General features: G+C 68.9%; 15 protein-coding genes. 13 read left to right on the top strand and 2 right to left on the bottom strand.

From position 1 onward, the window contains the following. Positions 1 to 20: 20 nt before the first annotated feature. On the bottom strand, positions 21 to 686 hold the full coding sequence (locus tag Q673_RS29150; protein ID WP_043524956.1) for an arylesterase: 666 nt from the start codon (positions 684 to 686) through the stop codon (positions 21 to 23). On the opposite strand from Q673_RS29150, the gene Q673_RS29155 reads away from it, so the two are divergent. From Q673_RS29155 to Q673_RS29195, 9 genes are all read left to right on the top strand, one after another. Further along, complete coding sequence (locus tag Q673_RS29155; protein WP_031218263.1) at positions 685 to 1404, top strand: ABC transporter ATP-binding protein; 720 nt, start codon at positions 685 to 687, stop codon at positions 1402 to 1404. The genes Q673_RS29150 and Q673_RS29155 overlap by 2 nt on opposite strands. Next, the gene (locus tag Q673_RS29160) at positions 1401 to 3980 is read left to right on the top strand and encodes an ABC transporter permease (protein WP_023006265.1); all 2580 of its coding nucleotides are present in this window, start codon (positions 1401 to 1403) and stop codon (positions 3978 to 3980) included. The genes Q673_RS29155 and Q673_RS29160 overlap by 4 nt, the downstream gene beginning before the upstream one ends. Before the next feature lie 9 nt (positions 3981 to 3989). Beyond that, a complete protein-coding gene (locus Q673_RS29165) occupies positions 3990 to 4667 on the top strand; it encodes a polyphosphate kinase 2 family protein (protein WP_023006266.1) in 678 nt (225 codons plus the stop codon). Between the two features lie 225 nt (positions 4668 to 4892). Next, positions 4893 to 6026, top strand: coding sequence for a hypothetical protein (locus Q673_RS29170; protein ID WP_023006267.1), 1134 nt, complete (start codon positions 4893 to 4895; stop codon positions 6024 to 6026). 117 nt (positions 6027 to 6143) lie between these two features. After that, on the top strand, positions 6144 to 7409 hold the full coding sequence (glyA, locus tag Q673_RS29175; RefSeq protein ID WP_023006268.1) for a serine hydroxymethyltransferase: 1266 nt from the start codon (positions 6144 to 6146) through the stop codon (positions 7407 to 7409). 165 nt (positions 7410 to 7574) lie between these two features. After that, positions 7575 to 8342, top strand: a complete 768-nt coding sequence (locus tag Q673_RS29180) for a FadR/GntR family transcriptional regulator (protein WP_023006269.1) — start codon at positions 7575 to 7577, stop codon at positions 8340 to 8342. A gap of 83 nt (positions 8343 to 8425) precedes the next feature. Continuing rightward, a complete protein-coding gene (locus Q673_RS29185) occupies positions 8426 to 9445 on the top strand; it encodes a TRAP transporter substrate-binding protein (protein WP_031218266.1) in 1020 nt (339 codons plus the stop codon). A 67-nt stretch (positions 9446 to 9512) separates the two neighbouring features. Beyond that, positions 9513 to 10151: a TRAP transporter small permease subunit gene (locus Q673_RS29190; RefSeq protein WP_023006271.1), complete on the top strand. Its 639-nt coding sequence runs from the start codon at positions 9513 to 9515 to the stop codon at positions 10149 to 10151. Beyond that, positions 10151 to 11452 (top strand): TRAP transporter large permease, encoded by a 1302-nt coding sequence (locus tag Q673_RS29195; RefSeq protein ID WP_023006272.1) that lies wholly within the window; start codon positions 10151 to 10153, stop codon positions 11450 to 11452. The genes Q673_RS29190 and Q673_RS29195 overlap by 1 nt, the downstream gene beginning before the upstream one ends. Before the next feature lie 101 nt (positions 11453 to 11553). Here the strand turns inward: Q673_RS29195 and Q673_RS29200 are convergent, their stop codons facing one another. Then, positions 11554 to 12063 (bottom strand): gluconokinase, encoded by a 510-nt coding sequence (locus tag Q673_RS29200; protein WP_031218267.1) that lies wholly within the window; start codon positions 12061 to 12063, stop codon positions 11554 to 11556. Between the two features lie 237 nt (positions 12064 to 12300). On the opposite strand from Q673_RS29200, the gene Q673_RS29205 reads away from it, so the two are divergent. From Q673_RS29205 to Q673_RS29220, 4 genes are all read left to right on the top strand, one after another. After that, positions 12301 to 13710 carry an MBL fold metallo-hydrolase RNA specificity domain-containing protein gene (locus Q673_RS29205; protein ID WP_023006274.1) on the top strand — a complete coding sequence of 470 codons (1410 nt, stop codon included), beginning with the start codon at positions 12301 to 12303 and terminating at the stop codon, positions 13708 to 13710. 198 nt (positions 13711 to 13908) lie between these two features. Further along, the gene (locus tag Q673_RS29210) at positions 13909 to 14145 is read left to right on the top strand and encodes a hypothetical protein (protein ID WP_081712036.1); all 237 of its coding nucleotides are present in this window, start codon (positions 13909 to 13911) and stop codon (positions 14143 to 14145) included. A gap of 49 nt (positions 14146 to 14194) precedes the next feature. Further along, positions 14195 to 14683 carry a hypothetical protein gene (locus Q673_RS29215; protein ID WP_023006276.1) on the top strand — a complete coding sequence of 163 codons (489 nt, stop codon included), beginning with the start codon at positions 14195 to 14197 and terminating at the stop codon, positions 14681 to 14683. A gap of 40 nt (positions 14684 to 14723) precedes the next feature. Next, positions 14724 to 14915 carry a YgaP family membrane protein gene (locus Q673_RS29220; protein WP_023006277.1) on the top strand — a complete coding sequence of 64 codons (192 nt, stop codon included), beginning with the start codon at positions 14724 to 14726 and terminating at the stop codon, positions 14913 to 14915. Positions 14916 to 14919 lie beyond the last annotated feature (4 nt).

Consider the following 14919-nt stretch of genomic DNA (forward strand, 5'->3'; position numbering starts at 1 on the left):
ACCGAACGCCCGTCACGGCGTCAGCCCTTTGCCTCGGCCAGGGCCAGGCCGTTCTCCTCGAGCAGGGGCGTCAGCGTCGGCCAGACGTTCTCCAGGATGACCGGCTGGGCGGCGGCGGTGGGGTGGATGCCGTCGTCCTGCATCAGCGTCTCCTCCAGCGCCACCCCCTCGAGAAGGAAGGGCACCAGCGGCAGGTCGTAGTCGTCGGCCAGGCGGTGGTAGACCCCGGTGAAGGCGTCACGGTAGGCCTGGCCGTAGTTGGGCGGGATGTCGATGCCCAGCAGCAGCACCTCGGCGCCCGCCTCTTGGCTCGCCTCGACCATGCGCCGCATGTTGGCCTGGAACTGCCCCGGCGGCAGGCCGCGCAGGCCGTCGTTGCCGCCCAGCTCGAGCAGAACGATGTCGGGGGCATGCTGTCCGAGAAGCTCGGGCAGCCGGGCCGCGCCGCCGCTGGAGGTCTCGCCGCTGATGCTGGCGTTGACCACACGTGCCTTCCCGTCGAGGCGCGCCTGCAGCAGACTGACCCAGCCCGCGTCGGCCTCGATGCCATAGGCGGCACTCAGGCTGTCGCCCATCACCAGCAGGGTGGGGCGCTCCGCGGCCGGCGCGGCCTGGGTCCAGAGCGCCAGGGCCAGCAGCCAGCCCAGCGAGCAACGCAACGCAACAGCAGGGGATCTTGTGATCATGAAGGCGACCTCTCAGCGGAAGACGACACCGATTCTACACGCCGAGCACCTCTGCAAGGAGGTGGCCAGCGGCGAACGGCGGCTCACCATTCTGAGTGACCTGGCGCTCTCGGTGTTCCCCGGCGAGACGGTGGCGATCCTCGGCCAGAGTGGCGCCGGCAAGTCGACCCTGCTGGGGCTCTTGGCCGGGCTCGACCTGCCCACCTCCGGCGAGCTCTCGATGTTCGGCCACCGGCTCGCCGAGCTCGACGAGGATGGTCGGGCACGGCTGCGCGCCGGCCGGGTGGGCTTCGTGTTCCAGAACTTCCAGCTGCTGCCCACCCTCACGGCGCTGGAGAACGTGATGCTGCCGCTGGAGCTCTCGCCGCGGGCCGGCGCCGAGGCGCGCGCCCGGGAGTGGCTGGAGCGGGTAGGGCTGGGCGAGCGTCTGGACCACCTGCCCAAGCAGCTCTCCGGTGGCGAGCAGCAGCGGGTGGCCCTGGCCCGGGCCTTCGTCACCGGCGCCGAGCTGGTGTTCGCCGACGAGCCCACCGGCAACCTCGACCCCGACACCGGCGAGCGCATCATCGAGGCGCTGTTCGCCCTCAACCGCGAGGCCGGCACCACCCTGGTGCTGGTCACCCACGACCATGCCCTGGCGCGGCGCTGCGACCGCAGCCTGCGCCTGGATCACGGCCGCCTGGCCGAGATGATGACCCTCGACGAGGTGAGCGCATGAGCCGGCCCGCCCTGCGCCTGGCGCGCTTCTCGGCGCGGGGGCTGGCACGCGACCTGCGTGCCGCCGACGTGCGTGCGCTGTTCGTCGCCCTGGCCCTGGCGGTGGCCGCCTCCACCATGATCGGCTTCTTCCTGGATCGCCTCGACCGCGGCCTGACGCGCCAGGCGAGCCAGCTGCTGGGCGGCGACCTGGTGCTGGAGCAGGCGCGGCCCTTCGAGGACGCCCTGCGCGCCGAGCTCGAGGAGGCCGGCCTGGTGCTCAGCGACCAGATCGACATGGTCTCCATGGTCAGCTTCGACGACGCCTTCCAGCCGGCGAGTCTCAAGGTGGTGGACGACCGCTACCCCCTCTACGGCGCGGCAGAGGTGGACCTGGGGGAGGGCGTCGAGACCCTGGCGCGTGGCCCCGCCCCCGGCGAGGTGTGGCTGGCGCCGCGCCTGGCCCTGCTGCTCGGGGCCGAGGTTGGCGACCGGGTGCGCATCGGCGAGAGCGAGCTCAGGGTGGGCGGCCTGGTGGAGCGCGAGCCCGACCAGTCCGCCGGTTTCGGTAGCTTCAACCCGCGCCTGATGATGCATATCGACGACATCGGCGACACCGCCCTGGTCCAGGACGGCTCGCGGGTGGAGTTCGAGCTGCTGGGCGCCGGGCCGCCGGACATCCTGGAAGCGCTCACCCCGCTGCTGGAGCGGCTGCGTCGCGACGGGGTGGAGGTGCGCGACGTGCGCCGCGACCGCCCCGGGCTCGGCAACGCCCTGGAGCGCGCCGAGCGCTACCTGAGCCTGGCCGGGCTCGCCGCGGTGCTGCTGGCCGGGGTGGCGGTGGCCATGTCCACCCGCCGCTACGTCGACCGGCACCTGGATACCGCCGCCCTGCTGCGCTGCTTCGGCGCCACCCAGGGCGAGCTCAGCCGGCTGTTCGCCCTGCAGCTGCTGTGGCTGGCGCTGGCGGCCTCGCTGCTGGGCGCGGCGCTGGGGCTGGCCGGCCAGGCCGGGCTGCTGGCGCTGCTCACCGCCTTCCTGCCGCTGGAGCTGCCGCCGCCCGGCGCGCTGCCGCTGTGGCTCGGGGTCTTCACCGCCCTGGCGGTGCTGGTGGGCTTCGCCGGCCCCACCCTGCTGCGGCTCAAGAAGGTCAGTGCCCTCAAGGTGCTGCGTCGCGAGCTCGACCCGCTGCCCGCCTCGGCGTGGCTGGTGGTGGCGGTGGCCAGCGCGGTCTTCGGCGGCCTGCTGTGGCTCTACTCCGGCGATCTCGGCCTCTCGGTGGCCCTGCTGCTGGGCGGGCTGGTCATGCTGGTGGTGCTGTGGGGGCTGGGCCGGCTGCTGCTGGCCGGCGTGCTGCGCCTGGCGGCGCGGCTGCCCCGCGGCGAGGGCGAGGCGGGCCTCGCCCAGGCGCTGCGCCTGGGCGGCGCCCAGCTGGCGCGGCGGTGCACGGCGAGCCTGGGCCAGCTGCTCGCCTTCGCGGTGACCTTCTTCGCCATGGCGATGATCGCCATGGTGCGCGGCGACCTCCTGACCACCTGGCAGGCCCAGCTTCCCGAGGAGACCCCCAACCACTTCGCCATCAACATCCAGCCCCACGAGCGGGAGGCCTTCGAAGCCGCCCTGGGCGATGCCGCCGACGTCCGCAGCGCCCTCTACCCCATGGTGCGTGGGCGCATCACCGCCATCAACGGCGAGGCGCCCCGCGACGCGGTGCCCCCCGAGTCGCGCGGAGACAACGCCCTGCGCCGCGAGCTCAACCTGACCTGGCGCGAGACCCTGCCCGAGGGCAACCGCCAGGTGGCGGGCCGCTGGTTCGATACCGCGGCCGAGGGCGGCGGCGACTGGTTCGACGAGGTGGCCGCCGAGCCTGGCGTGGCGACGGTGCCGATCTCCCTGGAGGATGGCCTGGCAGAGCGTTTCGGCCTGGGACTGGGCGATACCCTCACCTTCACCATCGGCGCCGACGAGGTGGTCGGTGAGGTGCAGAGCCTGCGCGACCTGGACTGGGACAGCTTCCGCCCCAACTTCTACGTCATCTTCCCTCCCGGGGTGCTGGAGCGCTTCGGCCACAGCTTCATCACCGCCTTCCACCTCGACGCGGAGCGGCGCGAGCTGACCCGCGAGCTGGTGCGCGACTTCCCCGGGGTCACCCTGCTCAACGTCGATGCCATCCTCGCCCAGGTGCGCGAGCTGCTCACCCAGGTGACCCGCGCCGTGGAGCTGGTGCTGGCCTTCGTGCTGCTGGCCGGCGTTAGCGTGCTCTATGCCGCCCTCACCGCCAGCCGTCCGGTACGTGCCCACGAGAGCGGCCTGCTGCGCGTCTTCGGTGCCGGCAACCGCCTGCTCTCGCGGGTGCAGGGGGCGGAGTTCGCCATCCTCGGCCTCGCCAGCGGGCTGATGGGCGCGCTGCTGGCGGAGCTGGCCACCGCCGGGCTCTACGTCGCCTGGCTCGACCTGGCGCCGCGCCCCCATCCCTGGCTGTGGCTGGCGCTGCCGCTGGGCGGGGCGCTGGCGATCGGCGCCATCGGGCACCTGCTCTCCCGGGACCTGCGTCGCCAGGCCCCGGCGGCTAGCCTGGGCCTGCTGGGCGAGACCTGAGGCGTCGCCATGAAGCGAGACACCCTGCGCTATCGGCTGCTGGAGGCCCAGCTCGAACTCGCCCGCCGCCAGGAGCGCGCGGTGGTCCTGCTGCTCACCGGCCATGCGGCGACGCACAAGGGGCAGCTGGTCAATGCCCTCAACCGCTGGCTGGAGAACCGCCACACCGAGGTGCACGCCCTGGCCCCCAGCAGCGAGGAGCAGAGCCGGCCCTACTGGTGGCGCTACTGGCGACGGGTGCCGGAACGCGGGCGCATTGGCATCTTCATCCACGGCTGGCACGGTGACGCGCTCTTCGCCCGCGCCGAGCGGCGCCTCGCCGCCGGCGCCTTCGAGGATCGCCTGGCCCAGATCCGCCACTTCGAGGAGCGCCTGCTGGCGCATGGCGGGGTGCTGATCAAGCTGTTCCTGGCGATCTCCCGGGACGAGCAGCTCAGGCGCTTCGAGGATCGCGCCGCCACGCCCCACAAGCGCCACAAGCTGACCGCCGAGGACTGGCGCAACCGCGAGCACTGGGACGACTACCACCAGGCCATTGACGCGATGTTCTCCGCCACCCACCGCCCCGGGGCCGAGTGGACCCTGGTGGCCGGCGACGACAAGCGCCGGGCGCGCCTGGCGGTACTGGAGGCCGTCAACGAGCGCCAGGGCTATCGCAGTTACCGAACCAAGGGGCGCTGGGGATAAGCCGAAGAGGAGGTCCGAGGACCAGGGACGGCCGAGGTAGCGTACAGGGAGGTATTTACAGCGCCTCCTCGTAGGCTTATCGCCAGATCAGCCCCGAGCTATCGAGCAGCCAGGCTATCTGCGATAGCCCTGCAACGAGCGCCTCGAGGCGCGACTGGCCGCGGCCGATTGAGCTAGGCTGGGAGCTGTGCTCCACGCCATCACGATCACACGGGAGGTGGTCCCATGCGTTTCTGCTTTCTCACCGCGGCATTCGCCGCCGCCTTCATGCTGCCGGTTGCCCCGGCGCTGGCCGATGCCGAGCGCCTGGAGGCCGACCTGCGGGCGCTGTTCGCCGGGCGCGGTGAGCTGAGCTTCGGCGAGGTCTCCACCTCGCTGCTGGGCGCCGAGACCCGCGCCGAGGCGATTCGCTTCACCGGCCATGACGGCGAGCGGCTGTGGGTCGAGCGCTACGTGGTCAGCGGCGACTACGACGCCCCGGACGCCGTCACCCTGGAGGGCGTGCGTCTGGAGGGTGAGGTGGAGGAGCTGGAGGCGCCGCTCACCATCGCCATCGAGGAGGTCGCCCTGGACGCCCCCGACCGCGCGGTGCCGCCGCGTGACGACGAGGCGTTGGAGGAGGCCTGGTTCGACGGCGTGACCCTGATCACCCTGGCCATCGACCATCGCGAGGAGCGCCTGGCGCGCCTGGAGCGCCTGTCGCTGGACAACGACTTCGCGGACGGCGAGGGCGGCCTCTGGCTCGACGCCCTGTCGCTGGACCTCACCCGGATGATCGCGCTCTCCCCCGAGGAGGAGCGCACCCGCCTGCGCATGGCCAGCAACGTGCTTACCGACGGCAGCGGCGAACTGCGCCTGGATGCCGCCTTCGATGCCCGCTGGGAGCCCGAGGACGAGCGCGAAGGGCGCCTCGTCAGCGACGGCGAGCTGACCCTGCGCGACGGCCTGGTGGTCGGCCTCGACCTCGACAGCCTGCTGGTCCTGCCCGAGGAGGGGGACGTCGCCACGCTGATGGCCGAGGGCACCCTGCTGGAGGAGGCCGCCCTGGGCGGCGGCCGGCTCGAGCTGCGCCTGGCCGAGCGTGGGCTCTTCGACCGCCTGGCGACCCTGGGCGCCACCATGGAGGGCATCAGCAAGGCCCAGTACCTGGAGCAGGCGCGTACCCAGGCCGAGGGCTTCGGGATGATGTTCGGCCCCCAGGTGCGCGACCTGCTCAACGGCCTGGTGGACCTGATGGCCGGCGGCTCCGAGACCCTGGTGGTCACCCTCGACCTGCCCGCCGAGGAGCGTCTCGAGCGCTTCGCCGAGGACCCGCTCGCGCTGCCCGAACGCTTCGCCATGCGCGTGGAGACCCGCTGAGCCCTCGCCGACGTGCGCCGATTCGCCGTCGGCGATGATCCGCTTTCATGTGAAAGCGCCCGGGGCTGGGGTATCATGCGAGGACATCTTCACTCCGTGATGCGAGGTTTCCAGACGATGTTCAGCCGTGACATGACGATTGCCGGTTTCGATGACGCCCTCCTTGACGCCATGCAGCAGGAAGTGCGGCGCCAGGAGGCTCACATCGAGCTGATCGCTTCCGAGAACTACGCCAGCCCCCGGGTGATGGAGGCCCAGGGCAGCCAGCTTACCAACAAGTACGCGGAAGGCTATCCCGGCAAGCGCTACTACGGCGGCTGCGAGTACGTCGACGTCGTCGAGCAGCTGGCCATCGACTACGCCAAGGAGCTGTTCGGGGCCACCTACGCCAACGTCCAGCCGCACTCCGGCTCCCAGGCCAACGCCGCGGTCTTCCAGGCGCTGGTCAAGCCGGGCGATACCGTGCTGGGCATGAGCCTGGATGCCGGCGGCCACCTGACCCACGGCGCCAAGCCCAACTTCTCCGGCAAGCACTACCATGCCGTGCAGTACGGCATCGACGAGGCCGGCCGCATCGACTACGCCGAGGTGGCCAAGCTGGCCCGCGAGCACCAGCCGAAGATGATCATCGCCGGTTTCTCCGCCTATTCCCAGATCATCGACTGGGCCAAGTTCCGCGAGATCGCCGACGAGGTGGGCGCCTACCTGCTGGTGGACATGGCCCACGTGGCCGGCCTGGTGGCCGCCGGTGTCTACCCGACCCCGCTGCCCCACGCTCACGTGGTCACCACCACCACCCACAAGACCCTGCGTGGCCCCCGCGGCGGCCTGATCCTCTCCAGCGAGGGCGACGAGGCGATGGAGAAGAAGCTCCAGTCCGCGGTCTTCCCGGGCAGCCAGGGTGGCCCGCTGGAGCACGTCATCGCCGCCAAGGCGATCTGCTTCAAGGAGGCCATGGCCCCCGAGTTCAAGACCTACCAGCAGCAGGTGGTGAAGAACGCCCAGGTCATGGCCTCGGTGTTCATCGAGCGTGGCTATGAGATCGTCTCCGGCGGCACCGAGGACCACCTCTTCCTGCTCTCGCTGATCAAGCAGGGCCTGACCGGCAAGGATGCGGACGCCGCCCTGGGCCGTGCCCACATCACCGTCAACAAGAACGCCGTGCCCGGTGACCCGCAGAGCCCCTTCGTCACCTCGGGGCTACGCATCGGCACGCCGGCGGTGACCACCCGCGGCTTCGGCGAGGGCGAGTGCAAGGAGCTCGCCGGCTGGATCTGCGACATCCTCGACGTGATGGCCAGGGGCGAGGACACCGCCGCCATCGAGGGCGAGGTCAAGGCCAAGGTCGAGGCCGTCTGCGCCAACTTCCCCGTCTACCGCTGATCCCGGGCGGGCCGCCTCGCGCCCGCCCCTCCGTATCCCCAGGGCCCCGCCCGGCACTCGCCGGGCGGGGCCCTGGCGTTTCGGGCGACCAAAGTCTAACGGCGGGCGGTGGCGATCTGGTCCAGACTATGTCGGACATAGCTTCTTACAGGTCGTACAGAGCCCATGCCGACACCCCCCAAACCCGATATCGCCGAGGACCTGGCGCGCGGCATCTTCGCCGGCGATCACGCCCCGGGCAGCTTCCTGCCCCGGGAGCTCGACCTCTGCGAGACCTACGGGGTCAGCCGCAGCACGGTGCGCAGCGCCCTGCAGCAGCTGGTTTCGGGGGGCATGGTGGTGCGTATCTCGGGGCAGGGCAGCCGGGTCCGCGAGCTGGCCGACTGGCACCTGCTGGATCCCCGGGTCAGCGACTGGATGGCCCGCTTCGCCCAGCCCAATGCGCGCATCCGCCGCGACATCTTCGCCTTCCGGGTGGCGGTGGAGCCCTTCATGGCGCGCCTCGCCGCCCAGCATGCCACCGCCGCCGATCTGCTCGCCATCGAGACCGCCTGGGAGAGCATGATCCGCGCCCTGGAGGCCCCCGACCGGCGCCATGAGGGGCGCACCCATGACGAGCATGACGTGGCCTTCCACGAGGCGATCTTCGCCGCCACCCACAACCTGATGTGGGCCCAGCTCAGCCACATGCTCAAGCCGGCCATCGGCCTGCTGGTGGAAACCTCCAACCACAGCGCTGCGGAGCTCAGCGACAGCATGGAGCGCCACCGTCGGCTGATGGAGGCGATCCGCCTGCGTCAGCCGGAGCAGGCCGAGCAGGCGGCCCTCTCGGTGCTGGAACGTACCGGCCTCGACCTGGGCTTCGACAGCCTCTTCGACCATCCTCCGCCACGCCTGCGCCTGCCGGGCGCAGACGTTTCCGAATCGGGCTGACCGGTTTGTCTCGCACCCGGTGTCCCGCACCGACAACAACAACCCTCATGCGCTGAAGAAGGAATCACACCATGCAACAGACCATGCCACGCTCCTTTGCCCTCAAGGGCCTGACCGCCGCCATCCTCGGCGCACTGGCCTTCTCCGCCCAGGCCGCCGAGTACGAGTGGACCTTCCAGACCTCCGAGACCGCCGGCGAGCCCCAGTTCGAGCTCAAGAAGGCGTGGGCCGAGAATGTCACCGCCATGTCCGACGGCCGCATCGAGATCGAGATCCTACCGGTCAACGCCGTGGTCCAGGCCAACCAGACCCTGGATGCCGTGCAGTCCGGCATCCTCCAGGGCCACCTCACCGACCCCAGCTACTTCTCCGGCCGCGACCCGGCCTTCGGCATGTTGGGCAACCTGGTGGGTGCCTGGGGCGACCCGCTGGAATTCCTCGAGTACATGAACCATGGCGGTGGCGAGGAACTCTACAACGAGCTGGTCAATCCCTACGGCGTGCAGCTGATCGGTGCCGCCGCCACCGGCCTGGAGTCCTTCCCCTCCACACGGCCGATCCGCACCGTGGAGGACCTCGAGGGCCTCAAGGTGCGTGCCCCCGAGGGCATGGTCTACAACATCTTCGAGAAGGCCGGCGCCGCCCCGGTGAACCTGCCGGGCTCCGAGGTCTACACCTCGCTGGAGAAGGGCGTGATCGACGCCGCCGACTACACGGTGTTCTCCACCAACCACAACCAGGGCCTGCACAGTTTCGCCAACTACCCCAACTACCCGGGCTTCCACTCGCTGCCGATGGTCTCCGTATCGCTCAACAAGGAGATCTGGGACGGCCTGCCGGAGGACCTCAAGGCGATCCTCGAGACCTCGGTGGACAAGCTCGCCTACGAGATGGTCTTCGAGCTCAAGAAGCTCGACCTCGAGGCCGTGGCCGAGGCGCGCCAGGATCCTGACATCGAGCTGATCGACATGGCCCCGGAGGAGCGTGCCAAGTTCCGCAACATCGCCAAGGAGGAGTGGGCCGCCTGGGCCGAGCGCAGCGAGATGAACCAGAAGATCTACGACTCCGTGGTCGCCTTCCTCCAGGCCCGCAACCTGATGTAAACGGCCCCCATCCACCGCCAAGGCGCCGCCCGGGTCCGTCCCGGGCGGCGTTCGATCGAGACGCGTCATGACCCATCCCCCCACCGACTCCCGAGATCACGACTCCGCCGAGGCGCCTGAGCCGGTCGAGGCCCACGAGCGGGTCGAGGCACAGGGCCCCGAGCGCACCGCCCTCGACCGCCTGGTAGCCCGTGGCGCCCGCGGTGCCGCCTGGCTGGTGCTCATCGCCATGGGCATCAGCGTGGTCGAGGTGTTCCTGCGCTACGGCTTCAACAACCCCACCTCCTGGGTCCACGAGAGCGTGGTCTTCCTGGTCGCGGTGAGTTTCGCCCTGGGCGGCCCTGCGGCCCTGGCCCGCAACGCCCATATCCGCGTGCGGGTGCTCTACGACAGCGCCGGTCCACGGCTCAAGTGCTGGATGGACCGCTTTAACGACCTGGTGACCCTGGGTTTCTGCCTGGCGATGAGCTACGCCGCCTTCCACATGTTCTGGCGTGCCTCTCACAACCCGCTGGGGGAGTGGCAGCTGGAGCGCTCCGGCACCTCCTGGAACCCGCCCTTCCCGGCGCTGGTGAAGGGGGTGATCCTGTTCGCCCTGGCGCTGATGACCCTGCAGGCGGCTTTGCACCTGATCCAGTCGCTTCGCGCCCGTCCCGCCGACCATGCGCCCGACGCCCATGAGTCCACCGACAGGGAGGCACGTTGATGGATATCGGGACAGCAACGATCCTGATGATCGCCGCCATCTTCGGCCTGCTGGTCACCGGCCTGCCACTGGCCTTCATCACCGGCCTGGTGGCGATGGTCTTCACCTTCGGCTGGTTCGGCGAGACGGCGCTGCCGCTGGTCACCAGCCGGGTGTTCAGCTTCATCACCGAGTACTCCCTGGTGGCGGTGCCGATGTTCGTGCTGATGGCCTCGCTGCTCGACCGCTCGGGCATCGCCAAGGACCTGTTCAACGCCATGCGGGTGTTCGCCGGGCGGCTGCCCGGGGGCGTGGCGGTGCAGACCATCGTGGTGGCCTTCTTCCTCGCCGCGCTGTCGGGGATCATCGGCGGCGAGATCGTGCTGCTGGGCATCCTGGCGCTGCCGCAGATGCTGCGCCTGGGCTACGACAAGCGCCTCTCCATCGGCGTGGTGTGCGCCGGCGGGGCGCTGGGCACCATGATGCCGCCGTCGATCGTGCTGATCATCTACGGCCTGATCGCCAGCGTCTCCATCGCCGAGCTGTTCACCGCGGCGATCACCCCGGCGGTGATCCTGATGGGCTCCTACATCGCCTACGTGCTGGTGCGCTGCCTGAAGAACCCCGAGATGGGCCCGCCGCTCACCGCCGAGACCCAGGACAACCCCTTCGCCAGCAAGCTCGAGGCGATCAAGGCGATCCTGCTGCCAGGGATGGTCGCCTTCCTGGTGCTGGGCACCATCTATGGCGGCATCGCCTCGGTCACCGAGGCGGCGGCCATGGGCGTGTTCGGGGTGATCCTGGCCATCGTGCTGCGTGGCGAGTTCAACGTGGCGATGCTGCACCACAGCCTGGGCCAGACCCTCAACACCTGCGGCATGATCATCTGGATCGGCATCGGTGCCGCGGCCCTGGTGGGGGTCTACAACCTGATGGGCGGCAACCGCTTCGTCTCCGGCATGATCCTGGGCATGGAGGTGGCGCCGATCGTGATCATCCTGGTGATGATGGCGATCATGCTGGTGCTGGGGCTGTTCCTGGACTGGATCGGCATCGCCATGCTGGCCCTGCCGATCTTCCTGCCCATCGTCACCCAGCTGGGCTACGACCCGATCTGGTTCGGCATCCTGTTCGCGGTGAACATGCAGGTCTCCTTCCTGTCGCCGCCGTTCGGCCCCGCCGCCTTCTACCTGAAGAGCGTGGCGCCACCGGAGATCAGCCTGAAGGACATCTACCTCTCGGTGCTGCCTTTCATGGCGATCCAGCTGCTGGTGCTGGCGGCCCTGCTGATCTGGCCGCAGCTGGCCATCTGGCCGCTATAGAGGCGCCGTAAGACAGCGCAAGGCGTGAAAAAAGGGAGGCTGAATGGCCTCCCTTTTCCTTGCCTATTTTCTTTCCTTTGTTGGCTGACGAAGGGCAGAGGTCAGGTGTCGAATCGCTCGATGAAGCGCGACACGATCTCGTCCGGTGACAGGGCGATATCGACGCGAAAGGCCTCGTCGTTTCCCGGCGGTTCCAGATCACGAAGCTGGCTGTCGAGCATGTGCTCTCCCTGGAAGAAATGCCCTTGCCGGGCACGCAGCCGTGACAGCAGAAGTTCGCGGCTGCCGTGCAGGTAGAGGATCCTGAGCGCCGGCGCGCCGCCGCGCAGGGTGTCGCGGTAGCGACGCTTGAGGGCGGAGCAGCCGATCACCAGCGAACGCCCCTGTTGCCGGTGGTCGCGGTAGTAGTCGGCCAGGGTGGCCAGCCACCCCTCGCGATCGCCGTCGTTGAGGGGCTCGCCGCGTGACATCTTGGCGATGCTGGTGGGGCTGTGGTGGTCATCGGCATCGATGAAGTAGGCCGATATCGCCTCGGCGAGACGCCGGCCGATGAAGGATTTTCCCGACCCGGAAACACCCATGACCAGCACGAGTTGAGGGCTCGTCGACATCCTGGTATGGCTCTCGATGATGGCGCCTTGCGCGCGGATTTTTCAGGAAGTTTATAGGGTAAAAGTCGCGTGCATGGGTGGCAAGGTTTTTCCGTCGCTTACCCGTCGGTGATGGAACTCGAAAGGCGGTCGTGGTCATGCCGTAACATCGATCAGGCGTCAGGGAGGTGACGATCCGTTATGCTGAAGGTAGACAAGGGCCCGACAGGGATCGCCAGCAGACGGGAGAGCATGCACATGTCGACACTGACCTTTCTGGGCGCGGTGGGGGAAGTCACCGGGTCCCGCTACCTGTTCGAGGTGGATGGCGAGCAGGGGCCCCACCGGTTGCTGCTGGAGTGCGGCCTGCACCAGGGCGGGGCGGACGCCGATCGCGCCAACGAGAAGCCCTTCGGTAAGCTGGTGAAGGAGCTCGAGGCGGTGGTGCTTTCCCATGGCCATCTGGACCACTCGGGCCTGCTGCCCAAGCTGGTGCGCGAGGGCTATCGCGGGCCCATCCACTGCACCCGCGGCACCCGCGACCTGCTGGAGATCATGCTCCAGGACGCGGCCTTCGTGATGGCCAAGGACATCGAGTGGGAAAACAAGTGGCGCAGCCGCCACGACAGGCCATTGGTGGAGCCGCTCTACGACCTCGACGACGTGGCGCAGACCCTCGCCCAGTGCGTCTCCCACCCCTACGGCCAGCCGGTCACCCTGCCCGGTGGGGTGACCCTGGTGTTCCGCGACGCCGGCCATATCCTCGGCTCGGCGATCGTCGAGCTCGGTGTGCCCTCCGGCGGCCAGGAGAAGCGCCTGGTGTTCTCCGGCGACCTGGGCAACCCCAGCTCGGTGCTGATGAAGGACCCCGAGAAGCTCTACGAGGCCGACCTGGTGCTGATGGAGAGCACCTACGGCGACCGCGACCACCGTCCGCTGGAGGAGACCCTCGAGGAGTTCGCCGGCGTGCTGGAGCAGGCCCATGCCGACGGCGGCAACGTGTTGATCCCTGCCTTCGCGGTGGGGCGCAGCCAGGAGATCCTCTATCACCTCAGCGTGCTCTATCACGAGGGGCGCCTGCGCCAGCAGATGGTGTTCCTCGACAGCCCCATGGCGATCCGGGTCACCGAGCTCTACCACCGGGCGCGCAAGGCGCTCGACCCCGAGGACCTCAAGGTGCTCAACAAGGCGGCCAGCGGTGATCCCGGCCAGTACCTTCCGGTGCTGCGCATGACCCGGACCGTTGAGGAGTCCATGGCCATCAACCGCATACACGGCGGGGCGATCATCATCGCCGGTGCGGGCATGTGCAACGGTGGGCGTATCGTCCACCACTTCCGCTATAACCTGGAGAAACCCGCCACCCGGCTGGTGATCGTCGGCTTCCAGGCCGGTGGCACCATCGGCCGCCAGATCGTCGATGGTGCCGAGCGCATCCGCGTGTTCGGCCACGACCTGGCGGTGAAGGCCAGGGTGCACACCATCGGCGGCTTCTCCGCCCATGCCGGCCAGAGCCAGCTGATCGGCTGGGCCGGGGCCTTCCGCAACCGTCCGCGCCTCTACCTGGTGCACGGCGAGCCCGAGACCCAGAAGGTGCTCCAGGCGGCCCTGGCCGAGAGCGAGATCGAGGCACAGATTCCTGCCTACGGCGACCGCATCGAGCTCTAGCGCCGCGACAACCTGCCCTCCGCATCACACCGGGAAGCCCCGGTGTGATGGTGATGCCTGACCACTCGGTCCTGCCAGGTCCGCTCCTTAAGCTTGACTCATATCAAGGTGCGGCCAGATGTCCCATGGCAAAGCTGTCTGAGTGGACCATTCTTCGGTAACGTAGTTTGTAATTAGCTTAGAGGGTTTTGTCATGGAATGGCGTTGAAGGATCTTCTGGCCTCGACCGCCCTGGCGGCGCTGCTCGCGGCGGGCCCGGCGCTGGCCGAGGAGGCCGCGGCCTATCGCGAGACCCGGCTGGGGCTCTACGTCACGGCGAGCGAGGCCTATGAACTGATGCAGGAGAACGAGCGTGCGGTGAACGGCTGGCGTAACTCCGGGCTGCCCTGGAGCTACGAGGTCGACCCCGACGTGGCCTGGCGCCCGGCGCAGTAACGACGCTGAGTCGGTTTCCTTCACTACCCAATGACCGCGAGGTGATTGTATGAGCATCAAGACGACCCTGAGTGCGGCACTCGCCGCCGGTACCCTCGCCTTCGGCGCCGCGGCCCTGGCCGACAACCATGGCGGGGAGGCTGAGGAGGGCAAGGCGATGGATGACAAGGCGCTGGTGATCCTGACCAGCGACTCCCTGGAGACCCAGGGCATGGCGATGATCCTCGCCAACGCCATGCAGCAGCAGGGCACCGACCTGCAGCTGCTGCTCTGCGACCAGGCCGGTGAACTGGCAGTAGAGGGCTACCAGAGCGCCCAGCCCATCAATACCCCGCCGAGCAACCCCGCCGGTCAGGTGACCCCCGAGGGCATCATGCAGATGCTGATGGGGAATGGTGCTCAGGTGGACGTCTGCGCCATCTATCTGCCCAACCGCGACTATGGTGAGGAGGTGTTGCGCGAGGGGGTGGGCATTGCCGCACCGGGCCCGATCGCCGAGCTGATGCGTGACCCGAGTGTTCCGGTCTTTACCTTCTGAATCCAAGCAACTCTTGCGTCCAAGCATCGAGGAGAACGCCATGACCCGTAACGTAGGTGGTATCGACAGGATTGCCCGTATCGTGGTCGGCATCGTGCTGATCCTGCTGGCATTGACCGGCACCATCGGTGCCTGGGGCTGGATCGGCGTGGTACCGCTGGCCACCGGTCTGTTCAACTTCTGCCCGGCCTACAAGCTGTTGGGCATGAACACCTGCAAGCTGAAGAAGTAGCCGT

Source organism: Halomonas sp. PBN3 (assembly GCF_000475415.1).
Taxonomy (GTDB): Bacteria; Pseudomonadota; Gammaproteobacteria; order Pseudomonadales; family Halomonadaceae; genus Halomonas; species Halomonas shengliensis.

Bases quoted from the DNA above. Each gene is read 5' to 3' on its own strand.
- Q673_RS29155 (WP_031218263.1), top strand. From the start codon at position 685: ATGAAGGCGACCTCTCAGCGGAAGACGACACCGATTCTACACGCCGAG.
- Q673_RS29150 (WP_043524956.1), bottom strand. From the start codon at position 686: ATGATCACAAGATCCCCTGCTGTTGCGTTGCGTTGCTCGCTGGGCTGG.
- Q673_RS29160 (WP_023006265.1), top strand. From the start codon at position 1,401: ATGAGCCGGCCCGCCCTGCGCCTGGCGCGCTTCTCGGCGCGGGGGCTG.
- Q673_RS29165 (WP_023006266.1), top strand. From the start codon at position 3,990: ATGAAGCGAGACACCCTGCGCTATCGGCTGCTGGAGGCCCAGCTCGAA.
- Q673_RS29170 (WP_023006267.1), top strand. From the start codon at position 4,893: ATGCGTTTCTGCTTTCTCACCGCGGCATTCGCCGCCGCCTTCATGCTG.
- glyA (WP_023006268.1), top strand. From the start codon at position 6,144: ATGTTCAGCCGTGACATGACGATTGCCGGTTTCGATGACGCCCTCCTT.
- Q673_RS29180 (WP_023006269.1), top strand. From the start codon at position 7,575: ATGCCGACACCCCCCAAACCCGATATCGCCGAGGACCTGGCGCGCGGC.
- Q673_RS29185 (WP_031218266.1), top strand. From the start codon at position 8,426: ATGCCACGCTCCTTTGCCCTCAAGGGCCTGACCGCCGCCATCCTCGGC.
- Q673_RS29190 (WP_023006271.1), top strand. From the start codon at position 9,513: ATGACCCATCCCCCCACCGACTCCCGAGATCACGACTCCGCCGAGGCG.
- Q673_RS29195 (WP_023006272.1), top strand. From the start codon at position 10,151: ATGGATATCGGGACAGCAACGATCCTGATGATCGCCGCCATCTTCGGC.
- Q673_RS29200 (WP_031218267.1), bottom strand. From the start codon at position 12,063: ATGTCGACGAGCCCTCAACTCGTGCTGGTCATGGGTGTTTCCGGGTCG.
- Q673_RS29205 (WP_023006274.1), top strand. From the start codon at position 12,301: ATGTCGACACTGACCTTTCTGGGCGCGGTGGGGGAAGTCACCGGGTCC.
- Q673_RS29210 (WP_081712036.1), top strand. From the start codon at position 13,909: ATGGCGTTGAAGGATCTTCTGGCCTCGACCGCCCTGGCGGCGCTGCTC.
- Q673_RS29215 (WP_023006276.1), top strand. From the start codon at position 14,195: ATGAGCATCAAGACGACCCTGAGTGCGGCACTCGCCGCCGGTACCCTC.
- Q673_RS29220 (WP_023006277.1), top strand. From the start codon at position 14,724: ATGACCCGTAACGTAGGTGGTATCGACAGGATTGCCCGTATCGTGGTC.